The sequence below is a fragment of the Bradyrhizobium sp. USDA 3256 genome, assembly GCF_054058275.1.
On the sequence record NZ_JBSSAE010000002.1, the window covers coordinates 3624777 to 3645697 of the forward strand.

Genomic DNA, 20921 nt, shown 5'->3' on the forward strand with positions numbered 1-20921 from the left:
AACGTATGTATCTGTTGCGTTGCGTGAGTATCCGATGGCCTATGCGGCGACAGCCGGGACGTCCCATTCGCTGACATCAGCACCAACGGGCGTGCTGGCGCTACAGCGGGCACTGGTGTGGCTGGCCGGCGCGTCCGGCGCCATCGTGTTCATCGAGCCGAGCCCGTATGAGCTCGTCACGCTGACCGCCTGCGTGCTGTTCTTCGCCACGGGCCTGCGCATGCGGCTGGTGTTCATGCCGCTGCTGTTCACATTGATCGTGCTCAATGTCGGCTACAGCATCGGTGCGGTGCCGTTCCTCGACAAGCCGGAGGTGGTGAACTGGATCCTGACCTCCTGGTACATGGCCATCACCGTCATCTTCTTCGCGATGGTGATGTCGGAGGATACCGAAGCACGCCTCGACATGCTGCGCCGCGGCCTGATCGTCGGCGCGATGATCGCTTCGCTCGCGGGCATCGCCGGCTACTTCCGTCTGGTGCCCGGCGGCTACGACCTGCTGACGCTGTATGACCGCGCCCGCGGCACCTTCAAGGACCCGAACGTGCTCGGCGCCTTCCTGATCCTGCCGGCGCTGTTCACGCTGCAGAGCGTCGTCTCCGACCGCTTCGGCAAGGCGTTCCGCAACGCCATCGCCTTCGGCATCATCTCGCTCGCGATCCTGCTGTCGTTCTCGCGCGCCGCCTGGGGCGGCCTCGTGATCACCGCGGCCTTCATGCTGGCGCTGATGGTGTTCACCAGCCGCTCGCAGGCGCAGCGCTCGCGCATCATCGTGATGACCCTGATCGCCGCGATCCTGGCCGTGGCGCTGATCGCGGTGCTGCTCTCGGTCGGCTCGGTCGCCGACATGTTCAAGCAGCGCGCGAGCTTCGACCAGAGCTATGACGAAGGCCGCTTCGGCCGGTTCGGCCGCCACATCCTCGGCGCCCAGATGGCGCTGGAGCTGCCGTTCGGCATCGGGCCACTGCAATTCCACACTTACTTCCCCGAGGACACCCACAATTCCTATCTCAACGCCTTCATGTCGGGCGGCTGGATCTCCGGCATCTGCTATCCGGCGCTGGTGTTCGTCACCGCGGTCATCGGCTTCCGCTACATCTACATGCGGGTGCCGTGGCAGCGCGGCTATCTCGCGGTCTTCTCGGCGTTCCTCGGCTTCGTCGGCGAGAGCTTCATCATCGATACCGACCACTGGCGGCACTTCTGGATGATGCTGGGCACGATGTGGGGTATGTATGCGGCGGCCGAGCGCTACCGCGCGATGTCGGCACGGATTATCGACGAGTCTTCGGCGGCATCCTGAGACTGGCGCGCTGCTCCGGCGGCATGTCGATCACCGCCTTCAATGCTCCGGTCGCTTCCAGCACGCCCTTGTAGCCGTCATTGGCGAAGCGCAGCAGCAAGTGCAGCTCGTCGTCGGTGTAGCTGCTCCACAGCTTGAGCATCGCCTCCTGCATCGGCACGTAGAACTTGCCGATCTCCGCCGCTTTTTCCTCCACCACCGAGATGAAGACCTTGCGGCGGTCGCTCTCGTCCCGCTCGCGGCGCACGTAACCCGCCTTCTCCAGACGATCGACCACGCCGGTGATCGCGCCGGTGGTCAGCCCGGTGACCTCGGCTAGGCGCCCCGCGGTCACCCGCCCCTCAAGGTGCAGGATGTCCATGCATTCCATGTCGGAATTGGAAATTCCGGCCATGTTCGCAACGGCTTGGCCGTACATCACGCCCTGCGCGGATGACCGGCGCATCGCCTCCTCGAGTTCCTGCATCAGCGCTTGGCGCGAGGTCGTGCTTGACAAATCGGCTCCCATCTCTTACTCGCCTAATATCTTAGGTACTAAGATAATTAGCAACTGACCTTTCCTATCCCACACGGATGCATGGAGCAAGGCATGACCTCACGTCCCCGTAAAGCTCTGATCATCGGCGCCGGCATCGCAGGTCCTGTCACCGCGATGTTCCTGACCCGCGCCGGAATCGAGACCGAGCTCTATGAAGCCTGGCCCTACTCCTCCGGGATCGGCGGCGGGCTTCAGATCGCGCCGAACGGCATGCACGTGCTGGCGGAGCTCGGCCTCGCCGACAAACTGATCCGCAACGGCTCGATCGCGGAGTCCTTCGACTTCTATTCGCAGGGCGGCAAGAAGCTCGGCTCGCTCAACCAGAACATGCAGCAGCGCTTCGGCCAGCCCGCGGTGAACATGTGCCGCGCGACGTTGAACGAGACGCTGATCGACAAGGCCTGGGCCTCCAACGTCTCGGTGTTCTTCGAGAAGAAACTGGTGAAGATCGAAGACCGCGGCGACCAGCCCGTGATCGCCTATTTCAACGACGGAACCACCGCCGAGGGTGATTTCGTGATCGGCGCCGACGGCGTGCACTCTGCGGTGCGGCGCCACGTGATCCCTGACGGCCCGACGCCGTTCGACACCGGGCTGATCGGCTTCGGCGGATTCGTGCCCCGCGCGGTGATCGAGAAGCTGCCGATCGGCCAACGGGTGGCGACCACGTTCGGGCAGAGCGGCTTCTTCGGCTATGGGATGTGCAGCCCCGATCCGGACACGGGCGCGATGTGGTGGAGCACGCAGCCGTCGCACGGCATGACCGCGGCGGCCTACCGGCTGCAGAGCCAGGACGCGATCAGGCAGCATCTGCGCGATTTCCACGCCGGCTGGCACGCGCCGATCCCTGCGATCATCGAAGCTGCGGAGAAGATCGTGGTCACCGACACACTCGACGTCGCGACGCTGCCGACATGGTCGCGCAAGCGCACGCTGTTGATCGGCGACGCCGCGCACGCCACCAGCCCGCATGCCGGCCAGGGCGCATCGTTGGCGCTGGAGGACGCGCTGCGGCTCGGCATCCTGCTGCGCGAGGGCCAGGAGCTCGGCATGACGTTCCAGGCTTTCGAGCACAAGCGGCGCCCGCGCGCCGAGAAGATCGTGGCGATCGCCCGCCGCAACGGCAACAGCAAGCGCGAGTTCAGCCCGACCGGCGCCTGGCTGCGCGATCACATGCTGAAGCTGCTGCTGCCGGTGTCGTCCAAGGGCATGGACTTCATGTACGCCTATAATCCGCGCGCGGCGGCGTAGCGCTCTATCTTCTCCCTCTCCCCGCTCTCTTGTCCGCCGAAGCCCGCCTTCGGGCGAAGGCGGATGCGGGGTCGAGACGAGCGAAGCTCGCTCTTAGAGAGTTAGGGTGCGGGGCTCTCTCCACGCACAATGCGATTGGACTGACCTGTCCCCCCTCACCCGGATCGCATCTCACGATGCGATCCGACCTCTCCCCGCAAGCGGGGCGAGGTAAGAAGCACTACTTCTCGACCTCAAATGTCAGCCCGGCATGATCGACCAGGCGCTTGATGAGCTTGTGCTGCATCGCCGCTCCCGGCGTCCAGAAGCCGGCGGCGACGTCGGGCGTGTCGCGCAGCAGGCAGATCGCGCATTCCGAGATCATCTTCGAGGTCGAGCCGTAGCCGGGATCGCGATCGCCCTTGATGCCGGCGCGGACCATGCGGCCGTCGGGCGCGACCGCGAGATAGAGCAGATCGTAGCGGCCGTTCTCGCGCTCTTCCTTTGACGGCCCCTCGCCCGGCTTCGGCGCGCTTGGGCCGGTCTTCTCGGCATTCAGCGCCATCACACGCTTGGCGTTGGCCTCACCCTTCTCGCCCGAACCGGTCAGGACCATCTCGTCGTAGACGAAGTCCCGTCCGTAGGGAAAGCCCATCAGCATGTTGGAGCGGTGGACGTTGCGCGTGTTGATCAGCGCCATCATGAACGGCGCGGTCCAGGAGTGCAGATCCTCCTCGTAGGCCGGCTTGCTGCCGCGCGGCTGCTTCGGGCCCTCGAAGCCAGGCGTCAGCGCGAACGGATTGTTGAGGATCGCAACCAGGCTGAGGTCCTTGGCGACCGCATCGAAGGTGGCCTTGGCGCTCGCCGCGGTGCCGCCGGACAGCGTGCCGCGCATGTCGCGCACGCGGCCCTTGACGCGCGGCGCCGGCGCGCCGAACACCCGCTTGGCCTCCTCCTGGACAAAGAACGCGCCGAGTTCGAACGGCACCGAGTCGAAACCGCAGGAGAACACGATGCGCGCGCCGCTGGCCTTCGCGGCGGCTTCGTATTTGTCGATCATCTGTCGCATCCAGACCGGCTCGCCGCAGAGATCGAAATAGTCGGTGCCGCTTTCCACACAGGCCGCGATCAGCTCGTTGCCATAGAGCTGATACGGTCCGACCGTCGAGACGACAGACTTGGTTTGCGCCAGCATCGCCTTCAGCGAGCCGGCATCGCCGGCATCGGCGACGATCAGCGGCGTGTCGGCGGGCGCGCCGATCGCGTCGCGTACCGAGGCGAGCTTGTCCTTGCTGCGCCCGGCCATCGCCCATTTCAGGCTACTGTTGCGATAATGTGCCGCGAGATATTCGGCGACGAGCTGGCCGGTGAAGCCGGTCGCACCATAGACGACGATGTCGAGTTTCGACGAGGACATGGCTCAGGCTCCCTGCGCAGCGAATTGGGCGCCCTTTTGTCATCGCGGGCGCGGCAACGCAATGCGCTATTTCTTGTACGATACGCCCATGCCGGCGCGCACGTCGGCCTGGATGCCGTAGGGCGCGATCGGGTAGCGCAAACCGTTCCTGGCAAGCTGCTTCATGCCGGCGATCGCCTTCACCAGATAGGCCGGCGGCAGCGCCATCAGCATCTCCTCGTCGGGCACGCCGCCATAGCGGCGCTCGGCAAAGCACGGCAGCGACAGGCTCGGCTCGCCGGTCTTCAGCGCCCGCCCCCACGAATCCGCGCACGCGGTTTCGCCGACCACGCCCCACTCGAACTTCTTGTAGCCGGTATATTGGAGCCCGTTGATCAGGATGATCATCTGTCCCGGCGTCGCGTAGACGAGGCAGATGTCGAGCGGATTGAGGCGTCCGCTGGTCAGCGGGCTCACCGCCATCGCCTGATACTGACCGTACGGCACCACGTCGAGCGCCTCCTGGCGCTTGCGCGCGTCTTCGGCGGTGCCGTGCCAGACGCCGACATAATTCTCGCCGGCGAGCCATTTCTCGTCCTGCGGCGCGAGCCCGATCACGGCGCGGCATTGCGCGCCGACCAGATCGTCGCCGGTGATGCCGACGGTCCAGCCGAGCCGCGAGGCCATGCTGACGATCTGGTCCGTGGTGTGGACCGCCGACGGACGGCGGATCTTGGGGATCGCCTCCATCTCCTCGACGCGCGCGAACATCTTGATGCCAATCACCGTGGTCTTCAGCCGCAGCAGATTGTTCAGATCGGTGACGATTGCGCCGAGGTCGAACTGTTCCGGCGGTGTCTGTTGCTGCATGGCGAAAACTCCCGTGGGCGGCGGCTTGGCGCCGCCTGTTGATTTGATGTTAGCCGGATTGGCCGGTGAAGGCGACAAGCCTCAACGTGCAGCCGGTCCCGGCAACAAATCGTCGGTTTTGCCGGCCAGGTGATAGGCCAGAAGCCCGATCCACTCCCGCGTGCCGAGATCGGTGCGCGACAGGCCGTCGATCGCAAGCGTCGCGAAGCTGAAGACATCGCCGACGCGCCAATCGACCGGATAGGCCTCGACATTGAATCCCGCCTTGCGGAACAGCCCGACCGAGCGCGGCATATGGTAGGCCGAGGTGACGAGCAGCCAGCGCTCACCCGGCCTGGGATCGACCAGCGCCCTGGAGAACTCGGCGTTCTCCACCGTGTTGCGCGAGCGGCGTTCGATGATCAATCGCGACCTGCCAATGCCGAGCCCCTCGAACATCTCGGCGGCATAGTCGGCTTCGCGCGCATCGTTCGAGATCAGGTTCGCGCTGCCGCCGGTGAACACGAGGCGTGCATTCGGATATCTGCGCGCGAGCGCCGCCGCCGCGATGACGCGATCGGCCGCGCTGCGCACCACCGGCGTGCCATGCGCAACCGACAGATCGGCATCGATCGAGCCGCCGAGCACGATGATGCCGTCCGGCGCGCCGCGCGAAGCGTCCCATGGCGGGAAGCGCTGCTCCAATGTGGAGATCAGGACATTGCCGAGCGGCGAGAAGCCGCAGATCGCGAGCAGCAGCAGCGCGGCCACCATCAACCTGCGGCCGAGGCGCGCAAACCGCGTCAACAGCAGCACGGTGCCGATCACGCCGATACCGATCAGGAAGTTGATCGGCAGCAGCATGATGCCGAGCGTCTTGGAGAGCACAAAAAACAAGAGAAGCCCCTGCGAAGTTCTGCTACAGCGTCATACGCTGCTGGGAAACTAATCAAAAGCCGTCACATGACCCATCATCATCTGAAGTCGAGCCCTGAAACCTGCCATTGGGGCTTCTTTGAAGCCAAGCTGATACCGGTTCTGACCGTCGCGAGTGGCGACGAGATTACGATCGAGACCGTCAGCGGCGGCCCGGACGTGGTGCCCGACCGCGGCAAATTCTTCGTTCCGCCCGAGCTCGACGACATCCATGCGAAGTGCGAGCGAATGGTACCCGGACACATTCTGACCGGCCCGATCGCCGTTGCCGGCGCCGAACCCGGCGATGTGCTCGAGGTCGATATTCTCGACGTTCAGCTGCGACAGGACTGGGGTTACAATCTGATCAAGCCATTGTCCGGCACCCTGCCCGACGATTTCCACGAGACACGCGTCCTCAACATCCCGCTCGATCGCGGACGCATGGTCGGCCGCATGCCGTGGGGGCTCGATCTGCCGCTCAAGCCGTTCTTCGGCGTGATGGGCGTGTCGCCGCCGCCGGCCTGGGGCCGGATCTCCTCGCTGATCCCGCGCGCGATGGGCGGCAATCTCGACAATAAGGAGCTCGGCGCCGGCGCCAAGCTCTATCTGCCGGTGTTCGTTCCGGGCGCGCTGTTCTCCTGCGGCGACGGCCATGGCGTACAGGGCGACGGCGAGGTCTGCGTCACCGCGATCGAGACCGCGCTGACCGGCCGCTTTCGCCTCACACTGCGCAAGGATATCAAGCTTGCCTATCCGCGCGCAGAGACCGCGGATCATTACATGACCATGGCGATGGATCCCGATCTCGACCAGTGCGTGGTGCGGGCGCTGCGCGACATGATCGTGCTGCTCGGCGAGAAGCGCAACCTGTCGCGTGAGGACGCCTACACTCTGTGCAGCCTGGCCGCCGACCTGCGCGTGACGCAGACGGTCAACGGCTCCAAGGGCATCCACTGCATGATCGCCAAATCGGTGGTCCACGGGGTAACCACGCACGTCATTCCGGAACGATGCGCAGCATCGAATCCGGAATCTCGAGATTCTCCGGTGCGTAATTCGCGCACCTGAGGATCGGCTCTGCGAGCCGCCTGGAATGACCAAGTGGATAAATAGCCGCACTTGTGTTCCGCGAGCCCGGCTCGATACAATCCCCGTCCCAACGAACAAGAATGGACGGGGACGGATATGCTGAAGGACAGGCTTTCGCCGGCCGACGAGGCTGCGCGCGACAGGGAGATGCAGGAGACGCTCGCCGCCTGCCCGCGCATCCTCGACCTCATTGCCCGCGGTCCGCAGGGCGCGCCGGACGCTGAAGCCGCGATCTATCTGCGCTCGCCGCTCGATCCCAACCCGGTCGTGATCTCGAACGATCACTTGATGGGCTGCATCAAGGCCGCTGAAACCTATTTCCGTAAGCACGGCATCGGCAAGGACGACGCGGTGGCTGTCCTGCTCCCGGCGTGCCCCGCGACCGTCGTCGCGATCTTCGGCGCAGCCGCCTGCGGCGTCGCCGAGCCGCTCAATTTGCTGTTCACGCGCGAAGCGATCGTCGCCCAGCTCAACGCGATCAACGCAAGGCTGTTGCTGGCGCCGCCGCCGGGCCTGCCGGGCGGGCTCTATGAGAGGGTCGAGGGCCTGCAGCGCGAGGTGCCGTCCCTCAAGCGCATCGTGATCGTGCCGCTCGACGGCAGCATCGCCTTCGACGGCGAGGTGCTGCGGCCTGATCCCGCTTGGCGCGACGACTACGGCAAGTCCAAGGACATGAGCGAAGCCGACCGCGTCGCCGTGATGCTCCCGACCGGCGGCACCACCGGCCATCCCAAGGTGGCGCGGCTCACCAATCGCGCCATGGTCGCCTCCACCGTGTCGTCGCGGATGGCGCTCGATTTCCATCGCGGCGAGCGCGCGATGATCACGATGCCGCTGTTCCATGTCGGCGGCCTGTTCTGCACCACAGCCAATTCCCTGGCGGCCGGCACGACGATGGTCATGCCCGGCCCCGCCGGCGCGCGCGATCCGGCGCTGGTCCGACACTTCTGGCAGATCATCGAGAAGTACCGCATCAACATCGCCGGCAACGTGCCGACGATACTCGGCGCCCTCGCCGATATCCCGGTCGCTGACAGCGACATCTCGACCCTGCGCGTCACCGCCACCGGCGCCTCGATCTGCCCGCCCGAGATCGAGCGGCGTTATCTTGCGACCTGGGGCGGCCCCTGCATCCAGCAGCTCTACGGCATGACCGAACTCGCCGGTGCCATCACTCACGATGTGCACGGCGTGAGGCCGCGCGCCGAAAGCGTCGGCACCCGCAATCCGCTGGTCGAGCTTGCGATCCTCGACGGCGGCAAGCTCCACACCGGACCGTGGCCCTCACCGGTCGGCGAACTGCTGACCAGGGGCCCGCAGGTATTCGCCGGCTATGTCGACAAGAAGCAGACCGAGGAGGCGTTCCGCGACGGCTGGCTGCGCACCGGCGACATCTGCCGGATCGATGCCGACGGCTTCGTCTACATCATGGGCCGCGCCAAGGACGTCATCATCCGCGGCGGCCACAACATCGATCCGCGCGCGATCGAGGACGCCGCGCTGGCGTTTCCGGGCGTGGCGCTTGCCGCGGCCGTCGGGCGTCCCGACACCTACGCCGGCGAAGTGCCGATGCTGTTCGTCTCGGCGCAGCCGGGCGCCCATATCGATCCGAACGCGCTCGCAGCCTTCGTGCAGGACAACATCCTGGAGCCGCCGGCGCGCCCGCGCGTGGTGTCGGTGATTTCGGAGATGCCAGTGACTCCGGTCGGCAAGATCTTCAAGCCGAAGCTGCGCGAGATCGCCGCCGGCGAGGCCGCACGCGAGCTGCTGGCGCTGGAAGGATTGTCCGGCGAGGTCAGTGTCGACGCGATTACCGATCCGTCCCGCGGGCTGTACCTGAGTGTGAGCGCGCCTCCGGACAAGGCCGAGAGGGCTGAGCGGCTTCTCAAGAAGTTCCCGGTCAAGGTCGATTTACGGCCCTAACGCCTTCATCTATCTCAATAATTCGATGACGCCCTCGCGCTGGAACTCGCTTCCAGCGCGAGGGCGCGGCTGGCTGCTTCTTGCCGCCCACGGCTTGACGAACTGCCTTATTCCTAAATAGACTCTAAATAGATACTTTTCAGTACAGGCGTTCGGGGTTAAGCGTTTCACCATGGCTACGGAAAAGGCCGAAACCGACCGCGTCCCGGTCACGCTGGCGCTCTCGACCATTGGTTACCTCGAGAAGCTGGTGAGACAGGGCACCCACGGCACGAGCGTCCCGGGCGTCGCACGGACATTGATCGAGGAAGGCATTCGGCTCGCCATCAAGGACGGGTTGCTTGCAATCCGCGACAACGGCCGCACGCCCTAGCATGATCCGGAAAAGTGGAGACCGGTTTTCCGAAGAGATCATGCTCAAACGGGGATGAGATCACGGCGCGATTGCTTGTCATCGCGTGGCGAGCTCAGGCGTGTGCCGGCGCGGCGGTTCAACACAGAACGTGGAACCGTCAGATGATTGCCATCGAACCGACCTGGACGCCGGAGCGCGTCGACCAACTCAAAATCTACTTTGAAGCCGGCCTCTCCTGCCGCGACATCGCCGTCAATATCGGCGTCAGCCGCAATGCGGTGATCGGCAAGCTGTCGCGGCTGAACCTCATGCGCACGACGCCGGACGAACGCCGGGCGCGGCGCAAGAAATCGGCCGCCCACGCCGCACAACGGGCGACTGCCAAGCAGCAGCTCCGGTTGCTCCAAGCGGTCTACGAGCGGGAGCCCGACGATGCGCCGATCGTCAGCGCCAACAGCTGCTCGCTGTTCGAACTGAGCGAGCAGCGCTGCCGCTGGCCGATCAGCACCCCGGGCGCCGATGATTTCTGCTTTTGCGGCAACACACCGCTCGGCGGCATGCCCTATTGCTCAGGGCATTACCGCCTCGCCTATCAAGCGGGATCGCGCCAACGCGCGATGCGCGGATAGCGCTTGATGCGCGGGGAGCGCTTGGGTGAAGCCGTCCCGCCCGCGATGCGGGACGGCCGTTCAGCCGACCTTCCAGCCGGTCGCCGCTACGATGCCTTGATAGAACTCCGGCGTGTAGGCCTGTTCCGGCGTCTTGCGCACGCGCTCGTCGAGCAGATGCGCATCGTCACCGACCAGGATGCGCCAGCGCTCGGCCTTCACGCCGTCGAGGATGATCTTGGCGGCGGCCGCCGCCGAGGTCGGCGCCTCGTCATGGAAGATGCGGGCGCGATCGAGCGCGAGCTGCTGGATGTCGGCGTCCGACATCCTGGCGACGTCGATCCCCTGCCCCTGCAGACGCTGACGCGCCTGCTTGAGCTCGTCGGCATTGAGCTGGTCGGAGCCGTTCTGCACCTTGCGCGAGTTCGACACGATCGAGGTGCCGATATGGCCGGGCATCACGACCGAGCACTTCACATGCGGCGCATTGAGGCGGAGATCGTTGATCATCGCCTCAGTGAACCCCTTCACGGCGAACTTCGCCGCGCTGTAGGCGGTGTGCGATACACCCATGCCGACCGAGGCCCAGAAGCCGTTGACGCTCGAGGTGTTGACGATGTGCGCCTCGTCGGCCTTCACCAACAGCGGCAGGAAGGTGCGAACGCCGAGATAGACGCCGCCCCAACAGATGTTGAAGGTGCGCTCCCACTGCTCGCGCGTGTTGGAGAACAGGCTGCCGCCGCCACCGATGCCGGCGTTGTTGAACAGCAGGTGGATCTTGTCGGTCGCCTGCTGCTCGATCAGCTCATCGCGGAAGCGCTTGTAGTGATCCTCGATCGAGACGTCGGCAACGTGGGTCGTGATGCGCAGGCCCTGCGGCAGCTTCTCGACCTCGCAGAGCCGCTTGGTCTCGGCCATCGCCTCGGCCGAGACGTCGCACATCGCGACATTGCAGCCCTCGGCAACGAGCAGCCGTGCCAGCTCGCGCCCCATGCCCGTGCCGCCACCGGTGATGACGGCAATCTTTCCGGCAAAATCCTTCATGTGAGATCCGTTCCTTCCCTTATTTTTCTTGCCCTGTTCTTCTTTGTTTCGGCCGGAGCGCGGATCGCAGCTCCAACCGTTTGGCTGTGGCACCTTACATCACCGAATTGTCGCCCAGCAACGGCGCCTTCTCACGCGCAAGTGAGCCGCTTGCAGCAGATTGAGACGGTGGCCGCGTAATGAAATCATTCCGCGCTGCGAACAATCCGACATCGGCAATCGGAGACGATGATCGTGCACATCCTGAACAGATTGGTCGCGACAACGCTGATGGCGATCGCGGCCGGAATTTCCACCGCGGCCGCTGCAGCCGAGGTAACACCAGCGAAGCAGCGCGACGGCACCTGCGCAGATGAACCACGTTGATCGCAATCCGCGCAGAGCGCAGCGCGCGGCGTGGCACAGCGCGCGATCGTCATATGCGAAGCTCTGACAATGCTGCGATCACGTCGCCCGAATTCGAATGCTTGTTCGCGAAGCGCGTGAGACTCACGCGATGATCGCGCGCATCCTGGCCGCAGGCCAAGCCGCGTCATGACGCGGCCCCGCGCTATTCGGCTGTCTCGACGCGCACGGACGCGCGCCGCCGTAGGACGCCGGCACCCGCGCTCAGGGCCAGCTTGAGCAGGCCGCGCCACGAGAAATCGATGATCACCTCATGGTGCCGCAATCCCTTGCCGCCCTTCACCAGCCCGAGATCCCGGATCAGGCAATAGTGGCCGCTGCTCATGCGCGCCAGGCGGCTGTTCTTGAAGCGTCCCATGAATGGCGAGAATGCACTGCGGATCGATTCCGTCAAATCTTGACGGCGTCGAATCGGCAAGGCGACGGCAACCCGATCGCCGGCCGCAGCTTGCGCGGGCCGCGCGCGCCACCATCGTCGACGCCGGCTGGGCCCTTGAATCAAAAACCTCCGGCAGGGCATTGCCGGAGGTTTGGGAGGCTTAGCAGCCAGCTAAGAGCCATCATTCAATGTGTTGGCCATAGCGTATATAGTTTAGTAGATCAGGTAAGTAAATAAGTCTGCGGCTAATGAATCGCATGGCTCGTCTTCGTCGTTCGCGTGGACCGAAATGACGCAGCTCAGCTCTCCTTGGAATCTTTCGCAAAGAAAAACCCCGGCAGTTGCCTGCCGGGGTTCTGTTGGATCGTGATCAGATCAACCGGAATTACCAGTTGCGCTGAGCGCGGAAGAGCATCTGGACAGTGTCCTGATCCTTCAGCTCGTAGGTCGCGGTCGGCTTGCCGATAGCAGTCGCCGACGTGGTGATGATGCCGGCATACTTCTGATCGAGGTGCGAGTAGGTCACGTCGGCCGAGAAGGTCAGGTTCTTGACCGGGGTCCAACGGGTGATCACGCCGATCTGCGCGATGTTGTAGTCGGGGTTGCAGGCGGTCACGCCAGCGCCGCCAGCGAATGCGGCACGGAACGAACCACCGACGCCACCAACGCCGCAGATGAGCGACTTAGCCGCGTCGTTGAACGAGACAGCGGCGAACGCACCGTACAAGCTGGTGTTCCAGTAGGGATCCCAGTTGTGGGTGTACGCACCGCGCATACCCCAGGTCTTGATGGACTGCTGCTGACCGCCGGGGCCGAACACCGTGTCGGGTGCCGTACCGAAGCCAACGCTGCCATAGACGCCCGGCAGGCTCGAACCGCCGTAGATGGCGATCGAGCTGGCCTGGCTGGCCAGTTCCTGGATGTTGTAACGGGTCGCACCGTCCGTGTAGACGCCCTGGATGTTGATGGTGTCGCCGGGTCCGGTCGGGATGTTCTTGATCGACAGGGCCAGTGCACCAGCCCAACCCCACTTGTCGTCGGGATGACCGGTCAACTCGGTGCCGCCGTAGTAGGCAGCGTGGTTGTCATGGGCGGCGACCGACGCCTGGAAGATACCCCAAGCCTGATCGACCTTGAGCGCAGCAACGAAGTCCGGAGCGATCGTACCGGCGTAGTCGCTGGAGCCGTAAGCGCCACCGACGCCGAGGTTGTTCACGCCAGCCTGCATGTAGGCAACCTGGTCCTGCGCCGACAGAGCGAGCGACACGCCGTTGCCGAACTGCGCGGTGTAGGTGAACTGGTTGATGCCGTTGGTGGTGTTCACGCCACCGACGAGCGCGTCGTAGTTGTTGCCCGGATAACCGTTCCAGGGGGCAGCGAACTGCGAAACCGCCTTACCCATCGTGAAGCCGGCGAACTGGATGAAGGCGTAGTAGACGCCGACCGAACCGGCAGCCACGTTGCCCGAACCAGCGTTGTTCGGCGCAGCCGTCGAGCCGATCGCCGAGTACACCGTCGAGCCGTTGCCCTGGCCGGCATAGGTGTCGGAGGTCCAGGTGAACACCGCATCGAAATAGGTGCGGACCACGCCGTATTCGGTCGCGGTGCGCGTATCGATGTTGAAGTCTTCACGCGAACGCCAGGTGTAGCCGTTCGTGAAACGGTTGTTGGCACCGCTGGCGCCGTTGTAGTTCGCGCCGTACACGCTGTTGCCGTTCACCACGACGTCAGCACGCACATAGCCGCCCAGCTTGATGCAGGTGTCGGTGCCGGGGATGTAGTAGAAGCCCGGACCGTAAAGCGAGCAAACCTTCACGTACTCGACCGCTTTGGCCTTGACGGGAAGATCGGCCGCCTGTGCCCCGCCGACCGCGACCAGCGCAGCCGTCGAGCCCAGGATAAGGCTCTTCAAATTCATATTAAACCTCCAAGTTGCTCATATGCGGAGAGTCCGAGGCCGCGAGCGCCCCGTGATCCTCCCGCATTGTCCAAGACCGTTTTCCCCAAACCCCGCACCCTCAGATCAATCTGTGGTGTGCGACGGACTTGAACGATCACCGCAACGGGACGATCGAGATTCCCCTACCGCCGGGTTCAATATGCATTGACCAGTTCGCCAATCAAAATAGTTTATAAAGTCAGGAATGCGAATGCGGCCACACTGTGTCTCGCCGGCAACGCTGCCTGTAAGCCCTTTGCTTACCTGGGAAAACTTGTCACACCTCAAATAGTCCAACCGTCACACGACTATCATAATTACTTTACGTTCACTTGCGTTCGTTGGCGGCTTGCGGGAAAAAACCTACTGCAGCGCGGAAAACAAGAAATAAATCAGCACAAAGCTGAGTCGGCGCCCGAGGGAAGAGGAAGCTGTGTCAGTGACAAGGAAGGATTCGACGCGCCAGCGCGCCATCGAACATCTCGACATCATCAAGCGGTTCACGCTCGAGATTTCGGCCATCAACTCGCATCTGGAGCGCGTCCGTCAGTTTTGGGGCAAGTCGCTTGGCGTCAGCGGTCCGCAATGGATGATTCTCATCGCGATCTCGGATCTCGACAAGGCTGACGGCGTGCCGATCAACGTGGTGTCGAAGCTGCTGCACGTCGATCCGTCGTTCGTGACCACGCAGTCCAAGCTGCTCGAGCAGAAGGAGCTGCTGCGGCGCGCGCCCTCCCCGGCCGATGCGCGCGTGGTCCGGCTGTCGCTGACCGACAAGACCAAAAAGCACCTCGCGAGCCTCGCCGAACAGCACAAGGCGTTCAAGAAAACCGTCTTCGAGGAGTTCAGCGAGCCTGAGCTGGCCGAGTTCACGGCCAAGCTTTCGATGCTCACCAACCGCCTCGAAAAGGCCTGCCTGATTGTTGCGATGGAAGCCGAGGCCTGAAGCGACCGGCTCTGCAGCGGACGGGACGACTGGCAACCGGAACGGTCGCGCGGTTCACCTTGCGAAGCGTACGATGCGGAGACTTATCGGTGTCCGCGCCCCGGCGGCTGGAACGCCAGGAAGGCGAGAACGCTCAGCAGCGCAGCCCAGACCAGGAAGTGTTCAGCAATCACGTTGGACCCCCATTTGCCCCTCACTGGAAAGCATGAAACGGGCCAAGCTGCGCTCGATCGGGGAACGGGCCATGAAAAAGGAGCCCCGGCGCTGACAGCCGGGGCCCCGCAAAGCCAACCTCGCAGTGTAACTATCTGGACCTGGTCGAGGTGCCTCCGGTCATCCCGCTGCCCGAGCCCGTCGTCTGGCCAGGGGCGTAGCCAGAGGCCCCTGGGCTCCCGGCTTTCGATCCTCGTGCCTGCATCTCGTGCCCGGGTGCATAGCCCGACGCGCCGGGACTGCCCTTCTTGGAGCCCTTCTTTTGCATCTCGTGTCCAGGTGATTTGCTCGAAACACCTTGTGCAAAAGCAACTGGGGTGGAAGCCATCAGGCATGCCGCGGACAGGACGATGATTGCGTGCTTCATTTTGTCCTCCAAAATGCGCCCCGCAACTAACCGCCTGAAATCAGTGACGTTCCATGAACGCTTGTTCATCGACACGACAGCAGCCGATGGGATCGGCTTGGTGCTGCCTCTTCAACGAGCGTTTGCTCGATATTGACGGCAGCGTGTTGGCTTCCGCGCACAGCTTTCCGCGACAGGCGAACAGCATCGGCAACCAATCGCAAGCCGGTGGCGCGCGATGCGCGTCCGCTTCAAACCATCACCGAACGAATTTTGAGAAAATGGTCGGAGCGAGAGGATTTGAACCTCCGACCCCTAGTCTCCCAGTGATTCCGTGCTGGAATATCGCGGAAGCTCATGCCATATCGTCAACTACCATTAGTACTGCAATATCAGTTCATTAGATCATATCAGAAGCTATCGGCAGTTACCGCCAGTAACTGGCCAATCCCCCGCCAATGTTTCCCAAAAGTTTCCCAAATCGGCTATAAGGCCACTCCGGCAACCGCTACACACTAGGGCGCTACCCCTAAACCTCGCGGCAGGAAACACCGGGGAAACATCGGAGGGCAGTCCGTGGCTAGGGGTCGAAACAAGCTCGCGGCCAAAGCGGTCGATAAGGCCATCGCGGAGGCCAAGGACACTGGCAAACGAATCGAACTGAGCGACGGGGGTGGCTTGGTGCTGCGCTGTCCACCGACCGGCGTCGCCCGTTGGACGTTCGCCTACCGCTCCCGCGCCAAGGGAGGCATGCGCCGCGTGACGCTGGGGCTGTACGGTGCCAAGGCCCCGGCCCTAAGTCTGAAGCTCGCCCGGGAGGCCCGGGACCGGGAAGAGGCCAGGAACGGCCAGGGCGAGGACCCCAAGGTCGCCCAAGAGCGTCAGCTAGTCGAGCACCGCAAGGGAGTGGTGACGTTCGGCGAGCTGTGCGACCAGTACGTCGAGCACATCAAGGCTATCGACCCCCGGACCGGCAGTCCCCGCAAAAGCAGCTGGAAAAACGACGAAGGGTACCTGAAGCGCCCCAAGGCTAAGTTCGGGAAGCGCGCCGTCGGCTCCCTCGCCCGCAGTGAGATCAGGGAGCACCTCGAAGAGATCGCCAAAACCTCGCCCTCTTCGGCCAACCGGACGCAGTCCGTCATCCGCACTATGTGGGGGTACGCGAACGACCGAGAGATTCTGACGGAGAACTTCCTGCACGGCATGAAGAAGGTCGGCGGTAAGGAAGTCGAGAAGGATCGCGTGCTGACACTCGACGAACTGAAAGCCTTTTTCGCCATCCTTGACGATGAGAAGGCAGGCGTCACAGATGGGACGCGTCTGGCGCTGAAAGTCGTATTGCTGACAGCCCAGCGTCCGGGCGAAGTCGCGGGCATGATGCGTTCCGAGCTTCACGACCTTGGCGGCGACAAGCCGCATTGGATCATTCCGGCCGTGCGGACGAAGAACAAGAAGGCAGAGCATACGGCCCCGCTCTCCCCGACTGCGGTTAAGCTGATCGAAGCAGCCTTGGAGCTTGGCAAGCCTGATGAGGGCGAGGACAAGGATGACAGACCCGTGTTCGCAAGCCGCTTCGAAAGCGTCGGCATGCTCGCGCGCCACTCAATGAGTCAGGCGGTCCGACGCCTGTTGGGGAATGAGGACGCTAATGACGAAGGCGAAGAGCTGGCAGCCTTCACGCCCCACGATCTAAGGCGAACGGCAGCAACTTTGGTGCAGGCAGCTCGACTGCCCGTCGATTACGTGAAGGCGTTATTGAATCACAACGATAAAGGCGTGACTGGCGTCTATGCCCGCTGGCATATGTTCGAAGAGAAACGGGAGGCTGTGTTGGCAATTGAAGCCGCGACACTGCCGAGCATGGGAGGCAAGCCCTAATCGGTTAGCTGCGAACTACTTCCTGATATAGTCGGCCACTCATTGGCGAACCCGGGCAATAGAGCATCTATTGGAGATAGGCTAAAGCTAACCCCAGCGTCCTTTCGCTCAAAGTTCGATGCCCGAATTCCTGTCCAGAAGAGCGCCAAGTCTTTATCGGCAGTGCACAGCATTGTCGGCGCATCCGGGAACCACGCGAAAAGATAAATCAGCATCTCAAGCGAGCGGAGGTCTACCAACGCGTTATACGCGTCCTTCTCGCGATAGCCAGGCTTGAATTTCAGCAGCCTCTTAGCCGGACTAGCCCCGTTTGCAACAAACACTGCGCTCAACACAGCGAGTACCACGAGTGAACTGCGCAATACGCCGCATTCGTCCGCTACGGTAAGCACCGCATCCCTTGTCGCGAGCCTATTCTTTTTGCCGACCGGAGCGGCAAGCCTCGGAGCCACGCGTATTAGGAACTGCTGCTTTCTTTCCATGCCTGCCCGCGACTCTTCGATCAGGCCAAGCGCGCCTCTTAAACTGTCAGGCCCGACAACCAACTTCGCGGACGGAAGCGCAGCCCCCAGTTGCTTCACAATCTCGTCAAGCTGTTCGCGGACTTGTTCGGGTGTGGGAATGGCCGCCTTATTGCCCTCCATAGCCGCGAGCACCGGATTGATTCTCACGGGGCGATTAGCAAACAAATCAAGGAAATCCGGCTCAGTGCTCGCCGCCTTACCCCCAAAACGACCGCGAATTTGTGTTATGATGTTTCTATCGAGCAAAATCACGGTCTTATTGCTCGCGGCCAATGTCGGCGGCAACCAACCGCCCCTCACGAGACCAATTGCGCGCGAAGTGAACTTGCTCTCAAGCACGGCTGCTTTTGCGTAATAGTTTATCTTCCTGTCCAAGCCCTCGATGTTGGTATCGAGAAGCCGAGCGCCGCCCAATTCCATCGGAATAGCTAATTGCTTCTCGGGATTGGCTTGACGTAGCTCGGCGTATCCGAGCGGTCGAAGGCTTGCGCCCGAGAACGTAACCGATCTGCCGGGTTGTCCATCGTCTAAAGGGGACTCTTGAACGCGAACCATCAGCTCGCCCGTATCCGGACAAAATGATACCGACATCGCTGCGTTGTTCAAGTCCACGGGAATCCCGAGTCATAGCGGAATAGCAAGGAGCGCACCGAATATAGTCGGGCCAGCGAATTTCCGCCACAAGCGTGTGGGGAAGTACAAGAATGCTCGAAAGTCCCCGCTGCGATCACTGTGAGGAAGACTTTGCGCCAGAAGGGCTAGTCGTTCTTGCGCCATCGGCAGGCGACGGAGAGCTGATCTGCGCTCGGTGCATCGAAATCAAGCTTCGTCGGGCCATCGCGGAGCTACCTCGCGAGAATTGACCCCACCTGCGCGCTCGCAAGCCATTCGGTCCGGCTACTTTCTGGCGAGCGTCTCCAAGGCCTGAGTGATCTTTTTGGCTTCGTCCAGCAACTCGTTCCGGTCCTGCGACGTACGAAAATATGCTGCCAGGTTCACGGTGTGCGGCTGCTCGTACGATTTTCCGCCGTACTCGAATTTGGCCCAAACCGTGAATTTCTTTGGAGTATGTTCGTTTAGTTCGTGACCCTGCACAAGCCAGCTAAACAATTCTTCTCCGGGCGAAAAGGACGGCAACGTCTCTTGAAACATCGGGAAGTTTCGAATGTTCTCCCCTGCGGCGGGCTTCCCAAACTGATGGAAGTCTTGATCGAGGGAAAGCCTCAAATTGGTTGCTGGAGACTGGCCGCGATTGCTCACTAAAAGGCACATCATACTTCCGTGCTTGATCTTGATGGCAACGGTTATCACCGGAGCAAGGAAGCTCTCGTGTTGCGCCCTCATTTGCTCGACCATTTCACCATTTCGCTGCGCCATCTGATAGTTGAAGTACGCGTAAATTGCCGTGATGATGACGAGCGCGGCCGTTTATCTCCTAACCGACGCTGGGCATTCCATTTCGACCATCTTTAAGTCACTCGGCCTTAGCAAGTATGTTGCAAAACTCCGGGCTACTTATCCTGATAGCGAGATAGTTGAATATAGACGGAAGCCAAACGGGCTCTATGAGCCGATCTCATGATTGGGCTCACAGAAAATATATAGCATCATCTGCGCGCAGGCTTGGCAGGCTTTCGCAATTTTAGGTGCAGCGCGAGGCGAGCGGCACTCGCTAGTGCCGCCCTCGCATCGTTGTTGCTCTCGACGGGAGGCCGATTTGGAGACACAGAGCCAACGCAGCATTTTCCCCACATCGCGCTCAGTTCAAGCAAGGTGACGAAATAAGCTCGCCCGATCTTGTGCAGCACGAGATTGCCCCGCCTTGCTTCCGCTTTAAGCGTCGCAGGCGTTATGGCATCTTTGAAGATTACCCTGCACGCCTCTTCGAGCGTCATGGGCACGTCTTCTCCCGTCGCGCCTATTCGAGACAGACGCGAGTGATCGTCGTTCGGAAGAGATATCACCTTCACGGCGCGCCCCATCAGCTTGGCCGATTTGCAGGCGCGCCGCGAGACGCTTCAGCGAACGCACGTCCCAAATCACCCAACTGCGGGCTGAACTCGATCTCTAGCCGCCCTGCCTTCCCGATGCGAACGGCAACAAGGTGACGGCGATTCTCGTCGAGGGCAGCCGCTAACCTTGCTTGCATCTGCTCAGCACTCAGACCGCGTCCCCAAACGTGCCGCGTGACGACCAACTTCATCAACCTATCTAGGTCGGATGGGATCGGTTCGAATTGTGGATGATCACTGTTCGCTTGATCTGCCATGCGCACTCACTCAACCACTCAAACACGTCTTCGAGACTGTAAGACTTTTCGACTGATGGATCATCCGGCAGCGGCCCCGCCACCATCAGCACGAATGAACCGTCCGCCTTGCGGTACATACGATCTTGCAGCTCGAAGCATTCCAGCGTGGTTGGATGCCAGTCGTCGTAGTGTCTCGTCGCGATTAGTTGCATTGCCCCTGCCCTTTGAAATCCGAACGCTACGTCTGTCGCAAAGCGGCTGATCGGCGTCAAAGGGATTATTTTCGAGCAAACGTCATTTGGTGTTAGTGTCAGCTAACAGAGCTTACCGATTTCGAGCCCGCTCGATTCGAACTGACGTTGAGGACTGCACGCCGTTCGAGCCTCTAAGTCGCTCAGTTCGGCAAGCCATCCGTTCCACCGAACCCGTCAAACCTACCGCGCAGCCCGCCAGGATCACCCCAGCCAGGATAGCGCTGCAACAGCTCGCGCATTCGCTTTTTGCCGAGTGCGCGTTCAAGCATCAACGGCCCCGCGTACTTAATCAGCGTTTTGACAAGCCGAACTGAAACGCCGCTGCGCGGTTGCCCCGCGTACCACGCGAGCACGGGGGCGAGATGATCCGGCCACGAGTTGTCCATCCAGATTAAGAACTTAAGCGAATCCTCTTTCATGTCGCGCAGGCACGCGAGCCCGTAAGCGATGGTATCGGGAATATCACGGCTGACCGGCGTCGAGCGCGGCCAGCCATGAGCGCGGAGCGTCGGATCACCCCTTCGCATAGTCGT

The 20921-nt window shown here is 62.4% G+C and carries 19 protein-coding genes and 1 pseudogene; 8 read left to right on the forward strand and 12 right to left on the reverse strand.

Going from position 1 to position 20921, the window contains the following annotated elements; all coding sequences use genetic code 11:
• Window positions 1-34 precede the first annotated feature (34 nt).
• Complete coding sequence (locus ACVWY5_RS18765; protein ID WP_028333910.1) at window positions 35-1303, forward strand: O-antigen ligase family protein; 1269 nt, start codon at window positions 35-37, stop codon at window positions 1301-1303.
• Here the strand turns inward: ACVWY5_RS18765 and ACVWY5_RS18770 are convergent.
• Window positions 1275-1769, reverse strand: coding sequence for a MarR family transcriptional regulator (locus ACVWY5_RS18770; RefSeq protein ID WP_193395223.1), 495 nt, complete (start codon window positions 1767-1769; stop codon window positions 1275-1277). The genes ACVWY5_RS18765 and ACVWY5_RS18770 overlap by 29 nt on opposite strands.
• Before the next feature lie 123 nt (window positions 1770-1892).
• Between ACVWY5_RS18770 and ACVWY5_RS18775 the strand changes: the two genes are divergently transcribed.
• On the forward strand, window positions 1893-3092 hold the full coding sequence (locus tag ACVWY5_RS18775; protein WP_028333908.1) for an FAD-dependent monooxygenase: 1200 nt from the start codon (window positions 1893-1895) through the stop codon (window positions 3090-3092).
• Between the two features lie 220 nt (window positions 3093-3312).
• Here ACVWY5_RS18775 and ACVWY5_RS18780 read toward each other — a convergent pair whose 3' ends face one another.
• From ACVWY5_RS18780 to ACVWY5_RS18790, 3 genes are all read right to left on the reverse strand, one after another.
• The gene (locus ACVWY5_RS18780) at window positions 3313-4488 is read right to left on the reverse strand and encodes a saccharopine dehydrogenase NADP-binding domain-containing protein (RefSeq protein WP_028333907.1); all 1176 of its coding nucleotides are present in this window, start codon (window positions 4486-4488) and stop codon (window positions 3313-3315) included.
• Between the two features lie 66 nt (window positions 4489-4554).
• On the reverse strand, window positions 4555-5337 hold the full coding sequence (locus ACVWY5_RS18785; protein WP_028333906.1) for a DUF169 domain-containing protein: 783 nt from the start codon (window positions 5335-5337) through the stop codon (window positions 4555-4557).
• 81 nt (window positions 5338-5418) lie between these two features.
• The gene (locus ACVWY5_RS18790) at window positions 5419-6213 is read right to left on the reverse strand and encodes an ElyC/SanA/YdcF family protein (RefSeq protein ID WP_028333905.1); all 795 of its coding nucleotides are present in this window, start codon (window positions 6211-6213) and stop codon (window positions 5419-5421) included.
• Between the two features lie 66 nt (window positions 6214-6279).
• On the opposite strand from ACVWY5_RS18790, the pseudogene ACVWY5_RS18795 reads away from it, so the two are divergent.
• From ACVWY5_RS18795 to ACVWY5_RS18810, 4 genes and pseudogenes are all read left to right on the forward strand, one after another.
• A pseudogene (locus ACVWY5_RS18795) lies at window positions 6280-7218 on the forward strand (acetamidase/formamidase family protein); the annotation flags it as partial.
• A 201-nt stretch (window positions 7219-7419) separates the two neighbouring features.
• Window positions 7420-9246 (forward strand): AMP-binding protein, encoded by a 1827-nt coding sequence (locus ACVWY5_RS18800; RefSeq protein ID WP_028333903.1) that lies wholly within the window; start codon window positions 7420-7422, stop codon window positions 9244-9246.
• A gap of 172 nt (window positions 9247-9418) precedes the next feature.
• Window positions 9419-9619: a hypothetical protein gene (locus ACVWY5_RS18805; RefSeq protein ID WP_016844973.1), complete on the forward strand. Its 201-nt coding sequence runs from the start codon at window positions 9419-9421 to the stop codon at window positions 9617-9619.
• Window positions 9620-9762: 143 nt separating this feature from the next.
• Window positions 9763-10230 carry a GcrA family cell cycle regulator gene (locus ACVWY5_RS18810; RefSeq protein ID WP_028333902.1) on the forward strand — a complete coding sequence of 156 codons (468 nt, stop codon included), beginning with the start codon at window positions 9763-9765 and terminating at the stop codon, window positions 10228-10230.
• A gap of 60 nt (window positions 10231-10290) precedes the next feature.
• Here the strand turns inward: ACVWY5_RS18810 and ACVWY5_RS18815 are convergent, their stop codons facing one another.
• The 4 genes from ACVWY5_RS18815 to ACVWY5_RS18830 form a co-directional block, all read right to left on the reverse strand.
• Window positions 10291-11253: an SDR family oxidoreductase gene (locus ACVWY5_RS18815; RefSeq protein WP_028333901.1), complete on the reverse strand. Its 963-nt coding sequence runs from the start codon at window positions 11251-11253 to the stop codon at window positions 10291-10293.
• A 185-nt stretch (window positions 11254-11438) separates the two neighbouring features.
• Entirely contained in the window at window positions 11439-11672 is a 234-nt protein-coding gene (locus tag ACVWY5_RS18820; RefSeq protein WP_028333900.1) for a hypothetical protein, read from the reverse strand.
• 131 nt (window positions 11673-11803) lie between these two features.
• Window positions 11804-11983 carry a hypothetical protein gene (locus ACVWY5_RS18825; protein WP_051376127.1) on the reverse strand — a complete coding sequence of 60 codons (180 nt, stop codon included), beginning with the start codon at window positions 11981-11983 and terminating at the stop codon, window positions 11804-11806.
• A gap of 439 nt (window positions 11984-12422) precedes the next feature.
• Window positions 12423-13955, reverse strand: a complete 1533-nt coding sequence (locus ACVWY5_RS18830) for a porin (RefSeq protein ID WP_028333899.1) — start codon at window positions 13953-13955, stop codon at window positions 12423-12425.
• Between the two features lie 454 nt (window positions 13956-14409).
• Here ACVWY5_RS18830 and ACVWY5_RS18835 point away from each other — a divergent pair, with 454 nt between their 5' ends.
• Complete coding sequence (locus ACVWY5_RS18835) at window positions 14410-14922, forward strand: MarR family transcriptional regulator (protein WP_028333898.1); 513 nt, start codon at window positions 14410-14412, stop codon at window positions 14920-14922.
• Window positions 14923-16057: 1135 nt separating this feature from the next.
• The gene (locus tag ACVWY5_RS18840) at window positions 16058-17359 is read left to right on the forward strand and encodes a site-specific integrase (protein WP_080667065.1); all 1302 of its coding nucleotides are present in this window, start codon (window positions 16058-16060) and stop codon (window positions 17357-17359) included.
• Here the strand turns inward: ACVWY5_RS18840 and ACVWY5_RS18845 are convergent.
• From ACVWY5_RS18845 to ACVWY5_RS18860, 4 genes are all read right to left on the reverse strand, one after another.
• A complete protein-coding gene (locus ACVWY5_RS18845; RefSeq protein WP_321176762.1) occupies window positions 17356-18489 on the reverse strand; it encodes a hypothetical protein in 1134 nt (377 codons plus the stop codon). The two genes, ACVWY5_RS18840 and ACVWY5_RS18845, sit on opposite strands and share 4 nt — an antisense overlap.
• A gap of 291 nt (window positions 18490-18780) precedes the next feature.
• Entirely contained in the window at window positions 18781-19239 is a 459-nt protein-coding gene (locus ACVWY5_RS18850; RefSeq protein ID WP_321176761.1) for a hypothetical protein, read from the reverse strand.
• Window positions 19240-20094: 855 nt separating this feature from the next.
• Window positions 20095-20346, reverse strand: coding sequence for a hypothetical protein (locus ACVWY5_RS18855; protein ID WP_028333895.1), 252 nt, complete (start codon window positions 20344-20346; stop codon window positions 20095-20097).
• A gap of 182 nt (window positions 20347-20528) precedes the next feature.
• Complete coding sequence (locus ACVWY5_RS18860; protein ID WP_321176759.1) at window positions 20529-20915, reverse strand: hypothetical protein; 387 nt, start codon at window positions 20913-20915, stop codon at window positions 20529-20531.
• Window positions 20916-20921 lie beyond the last annotated feature (6 nt).

Excerpts from the sequence above, each read along its gene's own strand:
- ACVWY5_RS18765 (WP_028333910.1), top strand. The coding sequence starts at position 35 with ATGGCCTATGCGGCGACAGCCGGGACGTCCCATTCGCTGACATCAGCA.
- ACVWY5_RS18770 (WP_193395223.1), bottom strand. The coding sequence starts at position 1,769 with ATGCAGGAACTCGAGGAGGCGATGCGCCGGTCATCCGCGCAGGGCGTG.
- ACVWY5_RS18775 (WP_028333908.1), top strand. The coding sequence starts at position 1,893 with ATGACCTCACGTCCCCGTAAAGCTCTGATCATCGGCGCCGGCATCGCA.
- ACVWY5_RS18780 (WP_028333907.1), bottom strand. The coding sequence starts at position 4,488 with ATGTCCTCGTCGAAACTCGACATCGTCGTCTATGGTGCGACCGGCTTC.
- ACVWY5_RS18785 (WP_028333906.1), bottom strand. The coding sequence starts at position 5,337 with ATGCAGCAACAGACACCGCCGGAACAGTTCGACCTCGGCGCAATCGTC.
- ACVWY5_RS18800 (WP_028333903.1), top strand. The coding sequence starts at position 7,420 with ATGCTGAAGGACAGGCTTTCGCCGGCCGACGAGGCTGCGCGCGACAGG.
- ACVWY5_RS18805 (WP_016844973.1), top strand. The coding sequence starts at position 9,419 with ATGGCTACGGAAAAGGCCGAAACCGACCGCGTCCCGGTCACGCTGGCG.
- ACVWY5_RS18810 (WP_028333902.1), top strand. The coding sequence starts at position 9,763 with ATGATTGCCATCGAACCGACCTGGACGCCGGAGCGCGTCGACCAACTC.
- ACVWY5_RS18815 (WP_028333901.1), bottom strand. The coding sequence starts at position 11,253 with ATGAAGGATTTTGCCGGAAAGATTGCCGTCATCACCGGTGGCGGCACG.
- ACVWY5_RS18820 (WP_028333900.1), bottom strand. The coding sequence starts at position 11,672 with ATGACGATCGCGCGCTGTGCCACGCCGCGCGCTGCGCTCTGCGCGGAT.
- ACVWY5_RS18825 (WP_051376127.1), bottom strand. The coding sequence starts at position 11,983 with ATGAGCAGCGGCCACTATTGCCTGATCCGGGATCTCGGGCTGGTGAAG.
- ACVWY5_RS18830 (WP_028333899.1), bottom strand. The coding sequence starts at position 13,955 with ATGAATTTGAAGAGCCTTATCCTGGGCTCGACGGCTGCGCTGGTCGCG.
- ACVWY5_RS18850 (WP_321176761.1), bottom strand. The coding sequence starts at position 19,239 with ATGGTCGAGCAAATGAGGGCGCAACACGAGAGCTTCCTTGCTCCGGTG.
- ACVWY5_RS18855 (WP_028333895.1), bottom strand. The coding sequence starts at position 20,346 with ATGCAACTAATCGCGACGAGACACTACGACGACTGGCATCCAACCACG.
- ACVWY5_RS18860 (WP_321176759.1), bottom strand. The coding sequence starts at position 20,915 with ATGCGAAGGGGTGATCCGACGCTCCGCGCTCATGGCTGGCCGCGCTCG.